The organism is Paenibacillus sp. ALE3, from assembly GCF_054113405.1.
In genome coordinates, this window is the sequence record NZ_CM134214.1 from 4,659,775 (window position 1) to 4,681,124 (window position 21,350).

The 21,350-nt window shown below is 42.9% G+C and carries 19 protein-coding genes, 1 tRNA gene and 1 pseudogene; 8 read left to right on the forward strand and 13 right to left on the reverse strand.

Going from position 1 to position 21,350, the window contains the following annotated elements; genetic code table 11:
• Positions 1-259: 259 nt before the first annotated feature.
• Positions 260-802, forward strand: coding sequence for a GNAT family N-acetyltransferase (locus ACXHJ2_RS20730; protein ID WP_165083480.1), 543 nt, complete (start codon positions 260-262; stop codon positions 800-802).
• A 240-nt stretch (positions 803-1,042) separates the two neighbouring features.
• On the opposite strand, the gene ACXHJ2_RS20735 is transcribed toward ACXHJ2_RS20730, so the two are convergent.
• Complete coding sequence (locus tag ACXHJ2_RS20735; RefSeq protein WP_013369156.1) at positions 1,043-1,858, reverse strand: DUF2935 domain-containing protein; 816 nt, start codon at positions 1,856-1,858, stop codon at positions 1,043-1,045.
• A 129-nt stretch (positions 1,859-1,987) separates the two neighbouring features.
• A complete protein-coding gene (locus ACXHJ2_RS20740) occupies positions 1,988-2,245 on the reverse strand; it encodes a hypothetical protein (RefSeq protein WP_165083478.1) in 258 nt (85 codons plus the stop codon).
• A gap of 184 nt (positions 2,246-2,429) precedes the next feature.
• Here ACXHJ2_RS20740 and ACXHJ2_RS20745 point away from each other — a divergent pair, with 184 nt between their 5' ends.
• Positions 2,430-3,368, forward strand: coding sequence for an SPRY domain-containing protein (locus ACXHJ2_RS20745; protein ID WP_165083476.1), 939 nt, complete (start codon positions 2,430-2,432; stop codon positions 3,366-3,368).
• 174 nt (positions 3,369-3,542) lie between these two features.
• Here ACXHJ2_RS20745 and ACXHJ2_RS20750 read toward each other — a convergent pair whose 3' ends face one another.
• From ACXHJ2_RS20750 to ACXHJ2_RS20785, 8 genes and pseudogenes are all read right to left on the reverse strand, one after another.
• Positions 3,543-4,598 carry an acyltransferase family protein gene (locus tag ACXHJ2_RS20750; RefSeq protein WP_040102263.1) on the reverse strand — a complete coding sequence of 352 codons (1,056 nt, stop codon included), beginning with the start codon at positions 4,596-4,598 and terminating at the stop codon, positions 3,543-3,545.
• A gap of 207 nt (positions 4,599-4,805) precedes the next feature.
• A complete protein-coding gene (locus tag ACXHJ2_RS20755; protein WP_185156547.1) occupies positions 4,806-5,456 on the reverse strand; it encodes a glycosyltransferase in 651 nt (216 codons plus the stop codon).
• Between the two features lie 319 nt (positions 5,457-5,775).
• Complete coding sequence (locus ACXHJ2_RS20760) at positions 5,776-6,504, reverse strand: GntR family transcriptional regulator (RefSeq protein WP_025676235.1); 729 nt, start codon at positions 6,502-6,504, stop codon at positions 5,776-5,778.
• A gap of 63 nt (positions 6,505-6,567) precedes the next feature.
• Positions 6,568-7,350: a fructoselysine 6-kinase gene (frlD, locus tag ACXHJ2_RS20765; protein ID WP_165083472.1), complete on the reverse strand. Its 783-nt coding sequence runs from the start codon at positions 7,348-7,350 to the stop codon at positions 6,568-6,570.
• A 95-nt stretch (positions 7,351-7,445) separates the two neighbouring features.
• Positions 7,446-8,459, reverse strand: a complete 1,014-nt coding sequence (locus ACXHJ2_RS20770) for an SIS domain-containing protein (protein ID WP_019685995.1) — start codon at positions 8,457-8,459, stop codon at positions 7,446-7,448.
• A gap of 161 nt (positions 8,460-8,620) precedes the next feature.
• The gene (locus tag ACXHJ2_RS20775) at positions 8,621-9,967 is read right to left on the reverse strand and encodes an amino acid permease (protein WP_165083470.1); all 1,347 of its coding nucleotides are present in this window, start codon (positions 9,965-9,967) and stop codon (positions 8,621-8,623) included.
• A 16-nt stretch (positions 9,968-9,983) separates the two neighbouring features.
• Positions 9,984-10,810 (reverse strand): annotated as a pseudogene (locus ACXHJ2_RS20780) (TIM barrel protein).
• Between the two features lie 282 nt (positions 10,811-11,092).
• On the reverse strand, positions 11,093-11,854 hold the full coding sequence (locus ACXHJ2_RS20785) for an SDR family oxidoreductase (RefSeq protein ID WP_165083468.1): 762 nt from the start codon (positions 11,852-11,854) through the stop codon (positions 11,093-11,095).
• Between the two features lie 163 nt (positions 11,855-12,017).
• Between ACXHJ2_RS20785 and ACXHJ2_RS20790 the strand changes: the two genes are divergently transcribed.
• From ACXHJ2_RS20790 to ACXHJ2_RS20805, 4 genes are all read left to right on the forward strand, one after another.
• Complete coding sequence (locus tag ACXHJ2_RS20790; protein ID WP_165083466.1) at positions 12,018-12,917, forward strand: AraC family transcriptional regulator; 900 nt, start codon at positions 12,018-12,020, stop codon at positions 12,915-12,917.
• A 257-nt stretch (positions 12,918-13,174) separates the two neighbouring features.
• A complete protein-coding gene (locus tag ACXHJ2_RS20795; RefSeq protein ID WP_165083538.1) occupies positions 13,175-14,791 on the forward strand; it encodes a spore germination protein in 1,617 nt (538 codons plus the stop codon).
• Positions 14,792-14,803: 12 nt separating this feature from the next.
• A complete protein-coding gene (locus tag ACXHJ2_RS20800; protein WP_165083464.1) occupies positions 14,804-16,030 on the forward strand; it encodes a Ger(x)C family spore germination protein in 1,227 nt (408 codons plus the stop codon).
• Positions 16,031-16,059: 29 nt separating this feature from the next.
• Positions 16,060-17,157 carry a GerAB/ArcD/ProY family transporter gene (locus ACXHJ2_RS20805; protein WP_165083462.1) on the forward strand — a complete coding sequence of 366 codons (1,098 nt, stop codon included), beginning with the start codon at positions 16,060-16,062 and terminating at the stop codon, positions 17,155-17,157.
• A gap of 305 nt (positions 17,158-17,462) precedes the next feature.
• On the opposite strand, the gene ACXHJ2_RS20810 is transcribed toward ACXHJ2_RS20805, so the two are convergent.
• Entirely contained in the window at positions 17,463-17,585 is a 123-nt protein-coding gene (locus tag ACXHJ2_RS20810; protein ID WP_255305602.1) for a hypothetical protein, read from the reverse strand.
• A gap of 184 nt (positions 17,586-17,769) precedes the next feature.
• Positions 17,770-17,856 (reverse strand) — tRNA-Thr (locus ACXHJ2_RS20815).
• Positions 17,857-18,472: 616 nt separating this feature from the next.
• Between ACXHJ2_RS20815 and ACXHJ2_RS20820 the strand changes: the two genes are divergently transcribed.
• Positions 18,473-18,916, forward strand: a complete 444-nt coding sequence (locus ACXHJ2_RS20820) for a GNAT family N-acetyltransferase (RefSeq protein ID WP_165083460.1) — start codon at positions 18,473-18,475, stop codon at positions 18,914-18,916.
• 369 nt (positions 18,917-19,285) lie between these two features.
• Here the strand turns inward: ACXHJ2_RS20820 and ACXHJ2_RS20825 are convergent, their stop codons facing one another.
• Entirely contained in the window at positions 19,286-19,495 is a 210-nt protein-coding gene (locus ACXHJ2_RS20825) for a hypothetical protein (protein WP_165083458.1), read from the reverse strand.
• Between the two features lie 235 nt (positions 19,496-19,730).
• Here ACXHJ2_RS20825 and ACXHJ2_RS20830 point away from each other — a divergent pair, with 235 nt between their 5' ends.
• Entirely contained in the window at positions 19,731-21,347 is a 1,617-nt protein-coding gene (locus ACXHJ2_RS20830) for a spore germination protein (protein WP_165083536.1), read from the forward strand.
• Positions 21,348-21,350: the final 3 nt, after the last annotated feature.

Here is a 21,350-nt window from a genome sequence, read left to right on the forward strand (position 1 = left end):
AAGGATAACCGGTTGAACAGTTCAATGGATACAACCAGTGCTGCTCGAATATACGCTCCTCGAGCACTTGGTAAGCATTATTCATACTTTCCAGCCTCCCTTTTTTAGAAAATACTATATCCAATATGATCATTTCGCTATATATTTTTGGTTAAAATTCAGAGAAATGCTTCTCATATACATACTCATCAAGTCAGTTTCTGCATCCTCATCCTATGATATAATTCCTTCAATATCATCGTATGGAAGGATGGTGCAGATGTCGGAACAGCAAGTATACGTCCGATTCCCAGAAGAGGTGGACGTCACAGAATTGACAGCGATGTACAGACGCAATCGCGAGTTCTTTGATAAGTTTTCGCCAAACCACCAAGAAGAGCACTATACGGAGGAGCACCAGCTCCAAACGATTATTAAGAGTAAGGCTGACATGGTGGAGGATCGGAAATATTCCTTCGTGGTATGCCACAAGGAGGACGACCGGATTATAGGTAGCATAGGCCTATCGTTTGTGGTGAGGGGACCCCTTCAGAGCTGTATGATCGGATACAGCCTAGACCAAGCTTATAACGGCAAGGGTTATATGACAGAGGCGGTGAAGCAGGTGGTTCGCTACGCTTTCGATGAACTAAAGTTTCATCGGATCGTCGGAGAAGCCTCCCCTCGGAATCCAGGATCCATCCGTGTGCTTGAGAAGGCTGGCTTTCACAAAGAAGGCATTTCTCGAAGCAACGTAAAAATTAATGGAAAATGGGAGGAGCATCAGGTTCTGGCGATTATAAATCCATCAGAGGATATCTAAGTTTAGTGAACGCTAGTAGAGCCGAGAGGTGTAGTAAATACCGGAGGATCGGAGTCAGAATTAACGGCAGCCAATAATATTGGACAACCTAACAGAATACGTTAGTGGAATAACAACAGCGGCAGTCTAAGACTTTATTTTTTTAGTCTTAGTCCGCCGCTGTTTGATTTTTTTGCTCAATCTAAAACTTTATTTCCAATGCACATTTCACAGAAACTGTATTCGTTTTGCAGAGGAATCTCAGTGCATGATTTCATTTTTATTCACCTTAACACCGGATAAGGACTGATCAAACATATCGAGAATAAAAAGAAACCTCTCAGCCTCACGAAATACATGATCAGCTAATAAAGGATGGATAATGCTTTTTATTCGACACTCGTCGATCAAATCACGCGCTGTTTTCTTAAAATCTCGCAAGGACTTCACAGAGATACGGTTTTCATCCACAAATTGACTCAGAAGTGGAACCGTCTGCGACTGTGGGCGCATATAACTTAAATCAATCGCTTGAAACATCAGTGTATCAAAATCATTACTAAACTCCCTAGCTTGTTCAACCAGTTTACGTTCGGAGGGATCCAGCAGATGGCCTATGAATTTTGCGTGATCGGCCATAATCTTTAAGAAAAATACATTTTCGTCAATAATAGCATCAGGTAAGGGTTCAAGCGTTCCTGAATTGAGTTCCCCTAAACGATTTCTGAAGTAATTTGCTTCCCGGCTTACGTGATCTACCAGTAAGGGAAAATTGGTTTGCCCAGGAAGTTTGCATTGTAATATAAGGCCCAATACCATTCTCTTAAATGCCCAAATATTCGTCGCCGCGTTCTGAACTTCCGTATTAAACTCTCTAATTGTATAAGGATCTGTGTCAGTCTTAAATTCATACGATCTTTTCTCAATATCCTCAAAAATGGAGTAAAACCGATTGGCTTCTGTTTTAAGCTGAGTATCTTCTGCTCTAAAACCTAACCCCAGAAAAAAGGAATGCTCCTTCATGATCCTCGACCAAAACCGTATTTCATCTAATGAGCGCGCCACAAATGCATCCAATCATATCCCTCCTCTATGTGAGCCAAAAAGCACCTACTTAGTCATATGGGATATGCCAGGTCATTATGATTATCAAAGTTCCACGTCTCATACGAATCTAATTCTGAAAATTAAGCCGGAGTTATTAGATCATTCAGGGTTTTCTCCTGCTACCAGGTTTACGCGAAACTCAAGCTGGTTTCTCATAAAAATTTTACCTGCTATCTTGACCGATTCTGGCTTAATCTCCTCTACTATTCCCCCATAGTCCTCAAATGTCACGCGTAATTCCTCATCAACGGACACCACATATACATGCCCCTGGACCAAAGCAGCTCCAAACAACTCCATGTCTGTCTTCAATATTTTATATGTATGTTTCACAACGATCACCTCAACTATTTTCATTCAGTAAATTATAAATATCTTCCTTCTGCAATAAACATTTCTGCGTATGTTACTTATGTTCCTCCGAAACAAATTAATTTCCATAATTATACTCATATTTGAATATATATCATTTAATGTTTGGACAATTATCCCAATCCAGTTCTATAATTCACTTGTTATTACATAATTTTAGGAGGAAGCCATGAAAAATATTTATAAAAAACTAGGAACAATAATGTTAGCCCTTCTCATTGGAGCTTCGATATTCTCATTGTTCCCCACCGTTACAAAAGCTGAGACTACAAATGTGACTTGGACGAATGGATCTTTAGTAGCTTCTCTTGATGGGTCAGGAACAAGAGACAGAGCGAACATGGGGAAAACAAACGGGAAATGGTATTGGGAAGTAAAAGTAAACAATGTTGCCTCATTCGTAGGAATAACAGGTGAATCAGATCAAGAGACTCAAACTATTTATGGAAATAATGGATCGATTTACAATAGTATCAAATCACCTGTAATTATAGGTTACAGTTCTGGCTTTGGGAATGGTGACGTTATCAGCATCGCATTGGATTTGGATAACGATAAAATTGTTTGGTATAAGAATGGGGCTTCCCTCGGAGCTAATTCCATTAAACCATCTGAACTAGAGGGGACGCGGGTTTTCCCTGTGATTGCAAATGGAACTGGTACGAAAATAAATTTTGAGGCTAATTTTGGAGCAAGTGATTTTAAATATCCAGTTCCTGAAGGATTTTTGCCTTACCAAGAATCCGGTACATCTACAACACCTGATCCATCAACAAAACCCGACCCATCTACAAATCCTGATTCGTCTACAACGCCTGGTTCATCTACAACACTTGATCCGTCGGATACAGATGGTTCCTCACCAACTGGTGACCGCGCCATTCTGACTGTAACGATGGACAATGGATTTGATAAAGAATTCGAACTGAGTAAGAAAGAATTGAATGCCTTCATCGCTTGGTACGACGCTAAAGATGCCGGCAGAGGTGCTTCATTCTTTGCCATCGATAAACATAATAATAACAAAGGTCCTTTCAGCAATCGCAAAGACTATGTAATCTTCAACAAAATTCTCACATTTGAAGTAAGTGAGTATTCAACCAAATAAACATTATGAAGGACTTCATATCGGCTAATACGCTAATGAAGTCCTTTTTTTATATACTTTTTAGGCAAAAAGTTTGCCACCGCTTAATTCAAAAAAAAAGCGCAGCTTCCAAAAAGCATGGAGGCTGCGCTTATATTTAACTAAACTGCTCTTGAATGAGTGCAAAAAATCAAACTACACTTGGCTTCCAACTTGGTTTGGATTAATATCCATATTTTTAGTGTACACCTTGTTATTAATGAGACTGATGATACTGTTAACAATAATTGAAGTAAGTACCGTTAACAATGTTAACCACAACAAGATCAAGATAGATACCTTGGGGAAGAAAACAATACTCTGAAAATAATAATAACAAAAAAAGGTGTGGGTTAACCAAATATTCATTGAATTTTTACCCAGGTAAGCGAAAGGTCTGGTTAGTTTTAATTTATTCATTAAATGAATACTAACGAGGATAACTACAGGGGCTATGATCATATCAATCGTTGTCTTCTCAAACCATTGACTCGTAGTACGAAAACGGAATAATAGTACAAGAACAACAATATCAAATAGTATATTATTGAAAATAATAGAATTATAAATCTTATTCATCCATGAGTACAATTTATATTTCGCAAAGAACAGCCCTATCATAAACGGCAACTGCCAATACATAATGCTGTAATAGTTTCCTTGTGAATATGAATTATAAAAAACTAGGCCAGCAATTAGAAGGGTTACCCATGTGTTACGTTGGAAGGCTTGGAAGGTGACCGGAAAAATCAATAGCAGCAGAATATAATCATATAAAAACCACCACTCACCATTATATGAACTGGATAGCGCTATAAAATTTCGCAAAAAGTCCATGATTGAATTATGTTGAAATCTATCGGAAGTTCCAAAGAAGTACAAACCCACCGGAATAAAAAGTAAAAAAACAACCCAGTAGTTTATCATAATTTTGCTTAATCTTGTAAAGCTTTTCTGCATTAAATGCTGTGGATTTTGAACATTGCTCTTATATAAACCATAACCACTTAAAAATAAAAAAATAGAAATAGCGATCTGGCCAAAATGCCCTAAATAGAACTCTCCTCTTTCATGAAATAAACTAAATAATGAAACATAGTCGTACTTTAATCTGTCAGGAAAAGCAAAAAGATGATGAATCAAAAGTAGTATTACAGCAATCCCTTTCGCAATATTTGTTTCTACAAGCTTTAATTCCTTGTCATGGTGCACAGAATATCCTCATTTCTAGTTGTATTGGAATAGAGATATATTAGCACAAGCAAATAATATAAAATATTTATTTTTTTGAGCACCATATCACATCCCATTTTTATACAAAAAAAAGGGGGAGTATAAAAAACAAAAAAAAGCTTTCCATAGCCACCCTTGGGGTGATTATAAAAAGCTAATCTGCTTTGCAGCGTCTATAGCGCTCGCTTAAAATTTTTCAGGGAACTGTTTGACAATGCCTTCTGTCAGGATGTCCGCTAGGTAAATCATATGGATCTCATTTTTATCGGTTGCTGCAATATCTGCTTTCCAATCTCCTTTGAGACAGTTAAGGACTATTTCCGTAATCAACTGAAGGTGCGTGTACAGCATATCTTGTAGTGTTTTGAACTGCCAGTTCGGATTCGCTTCACTTAAAAATTTGGCAATATCGTCGGCGTTTGCATGCCAATCCGCATCTAGCTTTTTCATATCCGCCTGATTGCCCGCTTTGGCAGCGGCTACAATTTTTCCTGCGATCAGAATATGCTCTCTCAGAAGGTCAGCCAGCTTATTACCGGCAGCTTCCCCATAATAAGGCTTGATCACATTGCCTATATCCTGCTGGTTCCGTAAAAGCCGGTCCAATACGTCCTTTTGGTCCGGGCGATTAGATATGGCGCTGACAATATAGCTTCTCGTCCATATCGTATGGTCGATCCATACCTTCTGCATATCTCCTTTCAGTTGCACCATTTTGGGACTTAGGCAAGTGAAACCCTTTTCCTCACCCGCCTTCGCTTGCGAGACTACTACCGGAGTCATGCTAAAAACGAACGTCAAGGTTAACGACAATGCCAGTAACCATTTATTTTTCATATTCATCCGCTCCTCTTACGTTTGGAATAAACAGGCTGTCTTATTATGGTTGAAGTATACGATTCTATGCGCAGGAATATTTATAGCTTTCAGCCGTTACCATCTAACATGCTGATCACCCTCGTAACGATCTTACAAAAACATGATTTCGTATTTCAACACACAAAAAAGGCCTGCCGGCGCTTAGCCAGCAGAGCCCATGATTCCATGGTCCAAGTAAAAGAAGCAATGCTGATGAACAAGCTACGTCCTGAAGTAGCCGTATACTCGTTTCGATGCTAGATCCTTTTGGAGAATAGGCCATGCCGATGGGCATGAACTATTTTGCCCGGTGGACCGTCAGGTTGACCCGATTCGTCTCACACATAAATGTGGAGAGATGAACAGGCTCATCGTTTGCGTCAAAAGCAATTTTCAATATCCGGAACAAGTTCGCTCCAATATCACATTCAAGCAATTTCGCATAATCTTTGGTCGCACCGATTACATCAATGATCTTATCATTACTCACGATTTCGGTGTTATAATCCTCCGACAGAATCTTGTAAGTCGATTCTTTCATTGCGATCTTCTTTTCTAAATCCGGAAACCGGGTGAGTGAATAATGGGCTATATCATAGAAAAGCGGGCGGTCATCTACATACATCAACCGTTCAAGCTCCAACACAGGGCTGCCTTCTTCAATAAGAAGATGTCCGGCCACCTCTCCAGACGCCGGGATTACTTCGCTTCTTAATATCCGTGAGTTTGGAATCATGCCCAGCTGGTGGCTGAACTCTGAGAAACCGCTTACGGATAACAGTTCATTATGAAATTTGTTGGAGGCCACAAAGGTGCCTCTACGAGGAATTCGCGTCAGGGTTCCTTCCCGCACGAGCTCCTCAATCGCTTTCCGTATGGTGATTCGGCTTACACTATAAGTATCACAGAGCTCTGCTTCCGTTGGAATCTGTTCATCCGGTTTGTATCGTCCGTCCTGGATATCGTTCTTCAACATTTGCCTGATCTGCATATACAGCGGCTGGGGGGTTGAAGGATTCAAATTCATGGTAAATTCATCCTTATCCATCAATGATTATAATAAGTATTATACATTGATGATCATCTCCAGTCACCATGCACCGAAATAACCTATCGTCTTCCCGGCTGTGATTGCCCCAAGCTCCAGGCAGTTCTCAGTTGAAAACCCTTTCAATCGGCCGTAAATGAACCCGGCAATGAAGGAATCCCCAGCTCCCATCGTATCCACGACGTTCACCTTACCCACGCCGTGCGGAAAGAATTGTTCCCCATCGTAAGCAAGCGAACCGTTCTCTCCCAAGGTAGCTACAGCAATCTGCGCTCCTCTTTGCTTGACCTCTACCAAGAGCTGGCGGATATAATCATCATCCTGAGTGTACGAAAAGAATGGATAGTCTATATAGGGCGTTAACGTCTGTACCCGATCATCCTGCAGTTGATCTGAAAAATCAAAGGAAGTGATCAGGCCCTTTTCCTTAAAGAGAGGAAAGTACGGATCGGCATGGCCCCATATCCCCGAGTGGACAAGCTGATAATGGCCAGCAAAATCGAGCTCTTCTGCTGTAAGGAAGAACTGTGTCATAACTCCCTCGTCGTAATCGCCGAACTTCCGGTCATTCTCCACCATCTCTACGTGGGTTACCGCTGTTTTTCCGTCCTTTTTTGAAATCCGGGAAGTATCCACGCCCTTGTCCTGAATAGCCTGGATCATGATCTCCCCATAAATGTCGGTGCCCACCCAGCCCAGATAGGCCGTCTTTGCACCCATTTCAGTTAAATAGACGGCCACATTCACCGGATTGCCTCCAGGATAGGCTTTGCCGCTTGCTTGATAGACATCCATGCAGTTATCCCCGACTGTAATGATTCTCATCTTGCTCCCACCTTCCCTGCTATTAAAGAATGAGCACTACAAAGTAGTGCTCAAATCAAATGCATCAATATAGAATGAACTAAAGACTGCACATCTTAATATTCCATTTGACGATAGTATCTTCTAAGTGTTAACGGATGATTTCTCTCACGCTCCAGGTAGGCGCTGATACGGCTTAGTACAGACCAGTTGATACTTACGGCAAAATGCTTTCTGAACTCCTCGCTAATGCCTTCCATGGCAAAGTCTTTGGTATCAATAATGGTCAGCTTCTTCGTAATCTTCTCAGCGAATCTCTCTACCCGATCCATCAGAGGTCTTGTCTCATCTTCGCCTTTCAGCAGAATAACACTGGTATCTTCAACCACAAGCTCAAGCGTGCCATGGAAGAATTCCGCCGCATGAATCGACTTCGCATGAATCCACTGCATTTCTTCCAGGATACACATCGCGTAGGAGTACGTATTCCCCCACAGGTTGCCGGAGCCAACCATCATATGATAGTCAGTATCTTTATGTTCTTTTGCAAAAGCTTCCGCTTTAGGGTCAAAGGTCTTGACTGCGTCCAGAATCGCACGCGGCAATAAGGCAACTTCCTTCGTGAACTGCTCATATTGAGGGAACTCATTGTTGTTATACATGAACCGGAACACAACCATGTACAGGAGCATGAAGAATGTATCGAAGGAATGTTTCTCCGAGCCAGTAGTGATGCAGTGATCTACAATTTTGGTTAACGGAGTGTCCCTTTCTGCCACAAGTGCAATCGTAGTCGCTCCCCGTTCCTTACAGAACTCGGCTGCCGCAACGGTCTCCTGCGTGGTTCCCGACACAGATGTAAAAATACATACGGAATCCTTACTGAAATGTCTGTTGTTCATCACCATAAACTCAGCGGCAATCGCCGCATGCACATCAATGGTCGAGTTTGATTTCAGAATATACTCATAAGGATACATCATCGCAATTGTGCCACCCGCACCAATCAGAAAAATATTGCTGTACCCTTTCTTGGCAATCCCGTCTACAATCTCTTCAATTTGTCCTCTAAAGGCCAGGCCCTCTTGCTCCACAAGCTTAAGGAATAACTGTTCGTCAAAATTCAACATTTACGTTCCCTCCCTAATACTGGAGCGGTTCCTCTCCAATATCATCCAATTTTATTTGTTATATACAGTAGTATAACCAGGCAATACAATTAAAACAACTCCTTTTGTAACATCTGAAGGAAATCAGTGAGTTAGCGTTCGCTCCCTTCATTTCATCCAGGCTAAGTGACTATATTACTGCTGTTATGACTGCTTTTAGATCCATACTTCTTCTCCCAGTAGTAATACACAGGCAGACCCGTTGCGATGACTATCGCCGCGGCAATCATGCCCTGCACTGGAGCCCACGTAAAGGTTCCCCAAGCCAGCCATCCTGCCCCAAGGATAGCCAGAATAGTGGTTACTCTCCACATTGGCATGCGGTAAATCGGCTTATAATCCTCTCTCTTACGGCATTTATAGACTGCGGCAAAATCCATAATGTTAATGACCAGCTGAATCAGCGTGAAATAACCAAGCAGTTCGGTTAAATTGCTGAAGAACACAAGAATACAGGCCAACGTAACCTGGGCAATGATCGAGAAGCTTGGTGTTTCGAATTTAGGATGAACTTTTGCAAAACGCTGAAAGAACAGCCCATCCTTCGCCATAGCATACTCCAGGCGAGGCTGAAACATAATGCAAGAGCTCAAGGAACCCAGAATAACAATAATCGCGGTAACGGCTACAAAGGATGAGGCCATGCCGGATAATCCGGGAATATACTTGACGGCGTCGGACACAGCGGAGCTGGAACCCATCAGTTTATCGAACGGCATTAGGCCGGTGACACATACCGCAAGCAGCGTATATAGACCCAATACAATCAGTACCGAACTAATTAATGCCCGAGGGAGAACTTTCCCTGGATTTTTGAATTCTCCAGCCATAAAACAAATGGCGGCCATTCCCGTGTAAGCCCACGTCGTGGCAGATACGCCACCAATTAAGCTTGAACTTGTCGCTCCTGCGGCAGGCGTGTAAGCAAAGTTGTCAAAGTTCATGTACATAAGGCCCAGCACAATGACAATCAGGAAAGGGATGATTTTGATAGCCGTAATAATGACTTGAAAACTACCGCCTGCCTTGACACTTCGATAATGGATGGACGTGATGATCAGAATGATCGCTACTCCTAGCAGTTTACCGGCAATTCCAACGAAGAAAGGAAAGAAACTCGCCAGGTATGCAACAATGGCCAGAGCCATGATTGAAATGGACGGAGGATCGAGTGCCCAGAAGGTTGCCCATCCGTATAGAAAGGCCAAAGGCCTCCATCCTGCTTTATTCAAGTATACGTAACCGCTTCCATTTTGCGGGTAGGCAGTCGCCAATTCGGCCAGCACCATGACCTGCGGAATCGCAATAACTCCACCAATAATCCAGGCTAGAATTGAGATCGAGGGCATACCCGCAGCTTTTGCGACATCACCGGAAGAGACGAAGATTCCGGAACCTACCGTAGTTCCAACAGCGATGGCTAGGGCCGACCAAAAGCCCAGTTTTCGTGTAAGTGAGTCATTACTCATAACGAGTTCCTCCAAATCAAGGTGATAAGAATTCCATTCCCCTTATTTTCCTGACCGATTCCCTAAGTGCTTCCTGTGGATTCTGATAATAATTGAACCCCATAATCTCTAGTGTACAAGCTCCCTCGTAATTATGGCTCTGAAGACTGGTTAGATATTCCCGCCAATTCAGCACCCCATCATCGAGAGCCAGATGCGCATCAGACGAGCCGTCACCGTCGATCAGATGAAAATGAACCATCTCCGGGAGTAAGGAGAAATAATCTTCGGGTGTCTCGTTAGCGAGTTGCATCGCTACGGTGTCGATCATCCCTTTTAATGACGGGGAACGGATCTCCTCCAACATCCTCTTGATTCCCTTAGCATCGATAATTAGATTCGATTCGAATCGGGTCAGAGGCTCTAACGCTAAAGTCACCCCTTCCTTCTCAGCCACCCTAGATATCTGATAGATGGAGTCGCTCGCATATTTCCATGATTCCAATTGCGATACAGCAAAGTCTCCTATTCCTGAAGTCACAAGCATCATGTTGGTCTCCAGCTCCAGCGCCGCGTACAGATTATCTATGAAGTAATCGATGCTCTTCTGCCGCAGCTGGGGGTCAGAAGCGGCAATATTGAAGGGATAGACACACTGTTCCGGCGTATAACAGACGACCTTCATGTCTCGGGATTTCAGCTGCTGCCTCACGTGCCTCAAGTTGCCAAGAACATTCCGATAGACGTACAAATGAGGCTCGCCCGCCCACAACTCGATGTGCTCATCCCAAGCTCGGCGACTTGGTCCAAGAAGTGCTCGAAAGGAAAATACCTGTACGTAATATTCATTCCTGCAATCTTTATCTGCTTCACCCCCTCTCATGTAAGCGCCTTTAATTGTTATGTCTTGTATTATAATCAGGAGTTACAAAGATTTCAATGTCTTTTTGAAAATAAATAAAAGCCATTCAGCCGGTTCCTAATGTGGGCTGCTCATCTCTTATAGGAGCAAAAAAAGCAAGCCTCAACGAGTACATTTGCTCGTTTGGCCTGCTTTTTTGTCCTGTCCAGGGATTAAGTGCTCTTGTAATCGCGCCCACATTACTTTCGCTGAAGCACTGGCTTACTTATCATCCCCCTTATACCTTACATTTGAGATGTGGGGCGAATCACGATCTCATTCACATCAACGTCAACCGGCTGCTCAATCGCGTACGCAATGGCACGGGCAATCGCCTCCGGTGGCAACGCGAACTGGTCACGAAGCTCTTCGAGCCGGGCCCTCACCTCAAGATTCGTCACACCTTCAGCGAAATTCGTCCGAACCAAACCGGGTGAAATGATCGTTACCCGCACCTTATCACCGGCTTCCTGTCGCAAACCCTCAGAGATGGCGCGGACAGCGAATTTCGTGGCAGAATAAACAGACTGGTTCGGTACAGTTTTATGTCCTGCTGTAGAAGCAATGTTGACGAAATGTCCGGAACCCAGCTTGCGAAAGACAGGCAGTGCTGCGGCGATGCCGTACAAAACACCTTTAATGTTGACGTCGATCATGTCCTCCCAATCCTCAACACGCAAGTCGTCAAGGGGAGAAATCGGCATCACGCCGGCGTTGTTCACGAGAACGTCAATCGTGCCGAATCGCTCACATGCCAAATGGATGAGCTTGGTTACATCCTCCCGCCGTCTGACATCTGTGCTAGCATACACGACTTCACCGCCAACCTCCGCGATGCGGGCCGCAAGAGCTTCAAGGCGCTCAGGTCGCCGTGCCCCAAGTACGACTTTTGCCCCATGCTCAGCCAGTAAAAGCGTAGTCGCTTCACCAATCCCACTGCTTGCACCCGTAATGACAACAACTTTATCTTTGATTCCGGACAGGGTTGCATTCTGGATTAATCTCATTGCCGAATCCTTCTTTCATCTGGAAATTTGTCTTTCGCCTTGAATTATAAGAAATATCAAAATAAAGCAGATAGACGATTCATACGCGTTCCTTGCCTATTCCTGTCCGGTTTGAGTTACAATATTCATATCAGATTAAATGAAAAAGGATTGGTGAATAAGTTTGAACCAACTCATTACGGAGTTAGCTAAGCAAATAGCACGGCATACGCCTAAGGATGGTTTACACCAAACAGCGATTCCAGAGCTTTGTTTCAGGCGCGCATCCGCGGAGTCGAAACCGACGCATACCCTCAACATGCCCTCTCTTTACATAATTGCCCAAGGCTCTAAAACTGCCACATTTGTCGGGGAAAGCCTCATGTGCGATTCGTCCAGTTATATGGTTGCATCCGTACATCTACCAGTGATTGGGAAAATTACTCATGCTTCTCCACAGTTGCCGTACCTAAGTTTACAATTAACACTTAGCCCTGATGTCATTATAGATATATGCACGAAATCTAGTTTGCAGAAAAAGGGAGACACGGGAAGGGGCATTTTGGTTAATCCGTCCACTTCCTTTCTGTTAGATGCGATTTTACGCCTCGTCAATCTTTTAGATTCACCCACGGATATCGAGATACTAGCTCCACTCTACATCCGGGAGATATTTTATCGTGTGCTGGAGGGAGAGCAAGGAGCGTTACTCAGGCAGTTCGCCGTGATCGGAAGCTATGCACAAGGTATTTCAAATGCAATACATGTAATCAATCGTGACTATTCTGAACAGCTAGTCATTGAAGAGTTAGCAAAAAAAGTGAACATGAACCCAACAACCTTTCACAAGCACTTCAAAAGAGTAACGGGAATGAGCCCCCTTCAGTATCAAAAGATCATTCGATTGCAGAGCGCACGTCGACTGATGCTCACGGAAGGCTACGATGCTGCAACGGCAGGATTTCAGGTCGGTTACGAAAGCCCTTCTCAGTTCAACCGAGAATACGCTCGTTTATTCGGACGCCCACCGATGAGAGATATCAGTCATCTACGTGACATAGAACTACCATCCCAGCTAATTTAGAAGTTTACGAACGTCAGGCAGATAAGTTAGCTGATGATGTCTTTTATCTACCTTAAATAGAACATAAATAGCCCATCGCCCTGTAAATTGGAAGTAAAGAAGCACTGCCAGTACACTGTTAAGCTAACGGGGATCTCCACAATAAACATAGCTGCAATGGATTGATATGCGACCATCTTTTGACAAGACAGTACATATAAACTGTGGAATAGCAGCATATTACAGTTGACCGTTATATAGAAGGGAACTATATGGCCATGGTTGACAAGTTAAAAAAATGGCTGTTTAAACAGCCTTCACGATCTAAAAATGGCAGCAGCCCTAAGCCAGCTAATGATGAAAAATCGACTGAATTATCCAAAGAGCTGAGTGGTACGCTTAAGGACAACGTGACCATGCTGAAGCAGAAAATAGGACATAGCACGGATTTCATTCTTCGTTGTTTGAACGATAAACAGGGCAATCCGGTTCTCGCCGTAGGCTTTCTTCAAGGTTTGATTGATCAGCAAATTTTAACGACACTGTTGGAGGAGCTCACTGCAGGTATTCGAAATGGAGATGTCTCTGATCGTAATGTTGAAAGTTGGTTGATGGATCATATCCCTATTGGGGGGATCACTGGCCTTGACAATGAGCAATCGCTTATCCATGCCGTTCTTTATGGACAGGTTGCTCTCCTTGTCGATGGCAGCACTAAGGCCTTTGCTGCTTCTATGAGCGGGGGGGCTAAAAGAGCGGTTGAGGAGCCAACATCGCAGACAGTAATTCGCGGCCCTAAAGAGGGGTTTACAGAGGATATATCCACCAATATCGCACTCCTCCGGAGAAGGATCAAATCAACTGAACTCCACTTTGATTCTCGAATTATCGGATCATACACGCAGACGAAGGTATCGGTGGCATATATTCGAGGCATTGCAGATCCAGAGGTGGTTAAGGAAATCTCCAGACGATTAGATTCCATTAACACTGACAGTATTCTCGAAAGTGGATATATCGAGGAATTTATTCAAGATGGGGTATGGACACCCTTTCCAACCATATATAACACTGAGCGCCCGGATACTGTAGCAGGCAGCTTGCTTGAAGGATTAGTAGCGATATTGGTTGATGGGACTCCATTTGTACTGATTGCTCCCGTAGCTTTTTTTCGATTTATCGCCTCCAGTGAGGACTACTACCAACGTTATGATTTGGCATCTTTTCTTCGGATCGTTCGGATGTCATCCTTTTTCTTGGCATTGCTGTTACCCTCGTTCTTTATTGCAACAACTACATTTCACCAGGAAATGTTGCCTACAACACTGCTTATCACTCTGGCTGCGCAGAGAGAGAGTACACCATTGCCAGCTTTGCTTGAGGCATTGCTAATGGAACTGACCTTTGAGGTTATCCGCGAAGCAGGTGTACGAATGCCACGTGCCGTAGGACCTGCAATCTCTATTGTCGGGGCATTGGTTCTTGGACAAGCTGCTGTTCAGGCGGGATTGGTTTCCGCAGCTATGGTGATTGTGGTATCATTCACAGCCATCTGCAACTTTGTACTACCTGCGATCAATATGGCGGGGGCTGTTCGTCTGCTCAGATTTGGACTTATGCTGTTAGCGGGTTTATTTGGATTGTACGGCGTTTTGGCGGGAATGGTCCCCATCCTCGTTCGATTAGTATCTATAAATTCGTTCGGCATTCCTTATATGGTACCGATCGCACCTTTCTATAAGAGCAATATGAAAGACATGTTAGTGCGTGTACCTTGGTGGAAAATGAAGAAAAGACCGATAATGATTGGGGGTTCCAATCCAGTAAGGCAGACAACAGAGCAGGAATCATATGCAGAACAAGCGGGCGAACACGGCCGAGATCCCATGGCGTAAGGAGGAGCAGATATGTCCCAATTAGGCAGGTTTATTTTGGTCTTGATCATATTATTCATTTTGGCAGGTTGCTGGAACCGAGTCGAACTGAATGAGCTATGGGTAACCGCAGCTACAGGAGTAGATATGATGGACGACGGACAGTGGATGGTTTCCTATCAGATTATTGTTCCCTCCGCCCTTGCAAGTGGAACCGGAGGAGGATCGGGAGCGACTTCTCAACCAGCATCCCATGTATTCTCTGTAAAGTCCAAAACCTATAATCAAGCGTTATCGTACAGCAATTTGGAAACATCTAGACGAATTTACGTAGCACATAATCGTGTTGTATATATCGGTAAGAGAGCGGCTGAGAAGGGAATGGACCGTTTAATCGATTTTTATCTTCGTAATACGGAAGCGAGGGAAATGGTATCTATGATTGTTACGGACGGACTAGCATCCGATCTATTAAAGAAATTATCGCCACCTGAAAAACTTCAAGGCGCCGCCATGGCTGATTTGGTCGACAAAGAGAGCGATATTTTATCGTTGTTTCCAAAAGTTAGGGTTTATGATTTCGTATTAAGCATGAACTCGGATTCCAAATCTATTGGAGTACCGGTCGCCGAGTTGACCGGAGAAAGGGACTATCAGGACGAGAAGGAAGCAGAGAGTCTGGATGTCTTCAAAAAAACCTCGGTCCCACTCAAGCTGGCATTGACTAAATTGGCGATATTCCAAAAAGGAAAGCTTAAAGGGTTTCTCAACAAGGAAGAGAGTCTGGGTGTATCTTATCTGTCTCAAAAGGTTAACAACACCGAAATTTCGTTCCCATGCAACGAACAACCCGGTAGGGATATTTACTCTTCCCTACTAGTAAATTCTGCTAATGTAAAGCTTACACCCAGAAAAACCAGTTCTCATTACACTATGCAGGTTAGAGTGAAAATTAACGGGACTTTAAATGAAACTACATGCACTAAGGATATTTCCAAGACGAAGACCATACATGATCTGGAAGAAGAGATTTCAAAAGAAGTGACCAAAACGATAAATGAGGGCTGGACTAAACTTCAGGAATTTGGTGCAGACGCAACTGGTTTTGCTGACCGGATTCACCGGAGGTTCCCAAGGGAGTGGGAGACGGTGAAAAAAGACTGGGAGCAAGAATTCAAGAGGATAGAACTAGACATTCGAGTGGATGCACGGATTCAGCGTCCTGGCCTCCTACAGAAGCATATCGGAAGTCAAACCTAACCCATTTTGTATAAAGGGGCTTTGAAAGTATGAGTAAAACTGTCACCAAGGTATCCGGGTTAGCAATCGCTTTTTCCTTGTTTCAGGTAGGCAGTACAACATTATTCCTATTGGGAGCTACAGCCAAGCAGGATGCATGGCTGGCCATGCTGATCGGTGCGCTTGCAGGCTTCGTACTGCTAATCATGTATTTATACATGCATAAGATTGACCCACACCGGGACTTATATGAGCTCCTATGCCATTATTGGGGAAAATGGATAGGTAGTCTGGGGGGACTTCTGTTCATCAGTTACTTTGCTTATGAAGCTTCCAGGAGTGTCAGGGACATTGGTGAGCTCGGCGCACTGACATTGCTGAACAGAACCCCTACCGAAGTTATTACGTTTATAGCGTTAATTGTCTGTGCCGATGTGGTGCGGTTTGGACCGAGGGTCTGGTTCCTTCTATGTCATATATTCCTCCTTCTGTTGATTTTTGGTTATGGGACTCTATTATTGCTTACTCCTTTTACAGGACTCATTCACTTTGAATTTTTGTTCCCTGTATTGGAGAACGGTTTAACTCCCGTATTGAAGGCTGCCATTCCCGAGATCGTGTCTTTTCCCTTCGGGCAGACGGTTCTTTTTCTTGTGCTATTCAAAATCATCACGGATAAACGTAAATTAAAGCGGTCGATCGTCATTGTTTACTGGATCACTGCTGTGTTCCTTATCGTTATGAATGAGCTATCAGTCCTGGTTCTAGGTCCAGAATGGGCGGCATCAAGCACCTATCCCTTGTTTGAGGTTACTCAACTAATTCAGCTTCCGAAAATCGTTGAGAGAGCTGATGTCCTGTTTACGATGATTCTATTTATTGGAATCGGAGTCAAAACGGCGGGTTTTATGTTTGGTGCTGTCATAGGGCTTCAAACGATAACCTCCTTAAGATATAAGCCTGCGTTACTGTTGCTAAGCATCATCATATATGCTCTTACGTTTCTCTCCCCTAGGTTAACCGAATTTTTGTGGTTCGGTCTTCATGTAGTCTTGGTTCAAGTCTGGCCTATCTTTCAAATTGCTCTGCCTGTCCTCCTTTTCCTGACCATGCTAATTCGGAAGAAAAAGAGAAGGGCTTATAGTTAGTACCTATTTTTTCTTTTGGTTAATAAGCAGGTAAATAACCATATTATTGAAGCGCACCCCCTCGACTATTTATCTGATCTTTATGATTACTTTGTCTTAACCTGCCAATTCAATTAATCATAACAGACAGCTTATTTTGTATACATTATTTGTAATGCAGCATTGCTTTTAATTACACATTAATTCATCACTTCTGAGAATCATAAATTTGTACAAGGGGTACTGTACAATACACTGTCCTTAGATTGTTCAACAAAAATTCCCGCCGACCAGTTCAGGTTAGCGGGGATTTGCTTTGCTTACGTTTAAGCTCCTCCAATGGTAACCTGAGGCTGGATACTATGGTGGTTAAAGGCTTGATCTGGAACAGTTATAATAAACAACAAAAAGCTAGCCGCGATAATCAGCAGTACCGTTTTTTTTAACATTAGTCATCCATACCTTTTCAATAAGATTTTAAAAAACAGCTTTGGTTTAAGGAACTGTATGATTCCGAAAATGCAAAAATAGCCCCACCTTTACTAGACTAAAGGTTAGAAGAATGCTCGCTCCAACGAAAAAGCGCGACCTCCAAAAAGCTTGGAAGCCGCGCTGTGCTTGAGTTTTATAGAATGCTGGTGAAGGGAATTGAACCCCCGGCCTACGCATTACGAGTGCGTTGAAATAGAGTTTTGATGGGTTTTACAAAGCTCCTACAGCCTGTCCAACAATAAATAGGGTTCCGTCAGGTATTACAGATATCCGTATTTCGGTAGAAGATTTGGTAGAAGAAAATAATTGAGGCAATAAGACGAGACTGATGCCTTAATGCTCTCTAAAGTTCCCTTCTCGTCTCCTGCCAGCATGATGATCTTTTGATTGCGATCCCAACCCTCCAGATGACGATTTCCCGTAGTGTAGACTTATCCATCCCCATTTGCTCTAAAGCAAGTAACCTAAGTTTTATGTGCGCTTCAACGTCTTATCTCCAGATCCTTCATAGCAGCATCCTACGTTCGCCTGCTGAAAAGCTGCAGACTGAACGGCGACGTTAATCTAACGGGTAGTCTATAAGAGTTATAGCTTGACAATAATCAACCACATCCACTTTGAAACGGTCACATCGTAGTTATAGTGATCTCGCTAAAATAATGTAATAATTAAATAATTAGGATGAAGGGATAAAAGAACTTGCGGATAGTCGTCTGAATTTATATACCAAAATACGATTTTATGGAATCAGCCTCTATAAAGTCAGAATCCAGTATATACTAGGGCTTTGATCCCCTTCGATAATACTTAATGAATTTTCACAAATCGATTGGAGGTAAAGATCATGATTAGAGCTGCTAAAATGGAAGATGGGAAAGGTATATCCAAACTATTAACACAATTAGGTTACCCAGATACCGAATTTTTTATTAAAGATAATATGGAACGGCTTCTTACTCATCCTGACGAAGAATTAATGGTCTATGAAGATGAAGGGTGTATCGTTGCCTGTATTTCGATACATTTTATCCCACAATTAGGGATAAGAAGAGATACCGCATTGATTAGTTATCTTGTTGTTGATTCCACAATTAGAAGTAAAGGAATTGGAAAAGAGTTAGAGGAATTTGCCACTGCTTCTGCCAGAAAAAGGGGATGTGAGAGCATCCAAGTTCATTGTCATTCCAGAAGAATAGATGCTCACCGATTTTATGAGCGTCAAGGTTATAAAGAGGCTCCTAAGTACTTTTCGAAAAGGTTAGACAAAGACGGATCAAACACTCGCTAGAAAATAAATTTTGTCAGACGATAAGAAGATATTAATGGCAAGAGAAGCAGCAGGGAAATAATTGAACTAACGGGAAAGGTTATTAAATGCAACAGCCATTCTAAGGGCTGAATTTTCACCGAACATTTAAAAATTGGACTCATATTATTTCTACTAGAATGTCTTTCTGTAAGCAATTTCTTAAAATAAAAAACTCTGCTGACCAATTCAGGTTAGCAGAGTTTTTTACTGTTTAACAATAAATCTTACTTTTGTTCTCAGTATATTATCTAGTTAACCTATCCTGGGTATAGCTCCTGAATATAAATAGGGTTTATGTACTTGAATTTTGGTGGCACGTAGTGGAGGAGCTTTAACTTTTTAGTGTTCTTAACCTCTAAATATAATGTAGTCTCGCTTGGAACACTTACCACTTCGAATAATATACTTCTTTTGTTCTAAAACAGACAGCGCCCTCTCAATGTCTTTTTTACTCCTTCCTGTTTTAAACTCTAACTCCTCAATCCTTTCTAACTTTTGCTTTTGCTCCCAAAGGTCATAAAGTACTTGGAGTATTTTATACTCTAAATTACTCAGCATGCCATTCTCCTTCCTTTAATTCATAACACATTATATGAAGCATTTTTGTAATGGCTACAACAGCAATCACTCATGCTACCCACAAATTAAAGCATGTTAACGTTAAGCTTACGGGCATCTTTACAATAAACACAGTGGATTGGTATGCAATCATTTTTTACAAGATCCGTACATACAAATCGTGAAATAGCAACATATTATAGTTGACCGATATCTAGAAGGGAACTTTATGGCCATGGTTGACAAGTTAAAAAAATGGCTGTTTAAACAGCCTTCACGATCTAAAAATGGCAGCAGCCCTAAGCCAGTTGATGATGAAAAATCGACTGAGTTATCCAAGGAGCTGAGTGGCACGCTTAAGGACAACGTGACCCTGCTGAAGCAGGAAATAGGACATAGCACGGATTTCATTCTTCGTTGTTTGAACGATAAACAGGGCAATCCGGTTCTCGCTGTAGGTTTTCTTCAAGGCCTGATTGATCAGCAAATTTTAACGACACTGCTGGAGGAACTTACTGCAGGTATTCGAAATGGGAATCTCTCTGATCGTAATGTTGAAAATTGGTTGATGGATCGTATTCCTATTGGGGGCATCACTTGCCTTAAAAATGAGGAAGCACTTATCCATGCCGTTCTTTATGGACAGGTGGTTCTCCTTGTCGAAGGCAGCACCAAGGCCTTTGCTGCTTCTATGAGCGGGGGGGCTAAAAGAGCGGTTGAGGAGCCAACATCGCAGACAGTAATTCGCGGTCCTAAAGAGGGATTTACGGAGGATATTTCCACCAATATCTCACTCCTCCGGAGAAGGATCAAATCAGCTGAACTCCACATTGATTCTCGAATTATCGGATCATACACGCAGACGAAGGTATCGGTGGCATATATTCGAGGCATAGCAGATCCGGAGGTGGTTAAGGAAATCTCCAGACGATTAGATTCCATCAACACTGATAGTATTCTCGAAAGTGGATATATCGAGGAGTTCATTCAAGACGGGGTATGGACACCATTTCCAACCATTCATAACACCGAGCGCCCGGATACTGTAGCAGGCAGCTTGCTTGAAGGGCTGGTAGCGATATTGGTTGATGGGACTCCATTTGTACTGATTGCTCCCGTAACTTTTTTTCGATTTATGGCATCCAGTGAGGACTACTACCAACGTTATGATCTGGCATCTTTTCTTCGGATCGTTCGGATGGCATCCTTTTTCTTGGCATTGCTATTACCCTCATTCTTTATTGCAACAACTACGTTTCACCAGGAAATGCTGCCTACAACACTGCTTATCACTCTGGCTGCACAGAGAGAGAGTACACCATTGCCAGCACTGTTAGAAGCAATGCTAATGGAGCTGACCTTCGAGGTTATCCGCGAAGCAGGAGTACGAATGCCACGCGCCGTAGGACCTGCGATTTCTATTGTTGGGGCATTGGTTCTTGGACAGGCTGCTGTACAGGCGGGATTGGTTTCCGCAGCTATGGTCATTGTGGTATCATTCACAGCCATCTGCAACTTTGTGTTACCTGCCATCAATATGGCTGGGTCTGTTCGTTTGCTCAGGTTTGGACTCATGCTGTTAGCGGGTTTATTTGGATTATACGGCGTTTTGGCGGGCTTGATTCCCATCCTCGTTCGATTAGTATCTGTGAATTCGTTCGGCGTTCCTTATATGATGCCGCTCGCACCTTTCTATAAGAGCAATATGAAAGACCTGTTTGTTCGTGTACCTTGGTGGAAGATGAAGAAACGGCCGGTAATGATTGGGGATTCCAATCCAATAAGGCAGGCAACGGAGCAGGAATCATATGCAGAACAGGCAGGGGAACATGGTCGAGATCCCATGGCGTAAGGA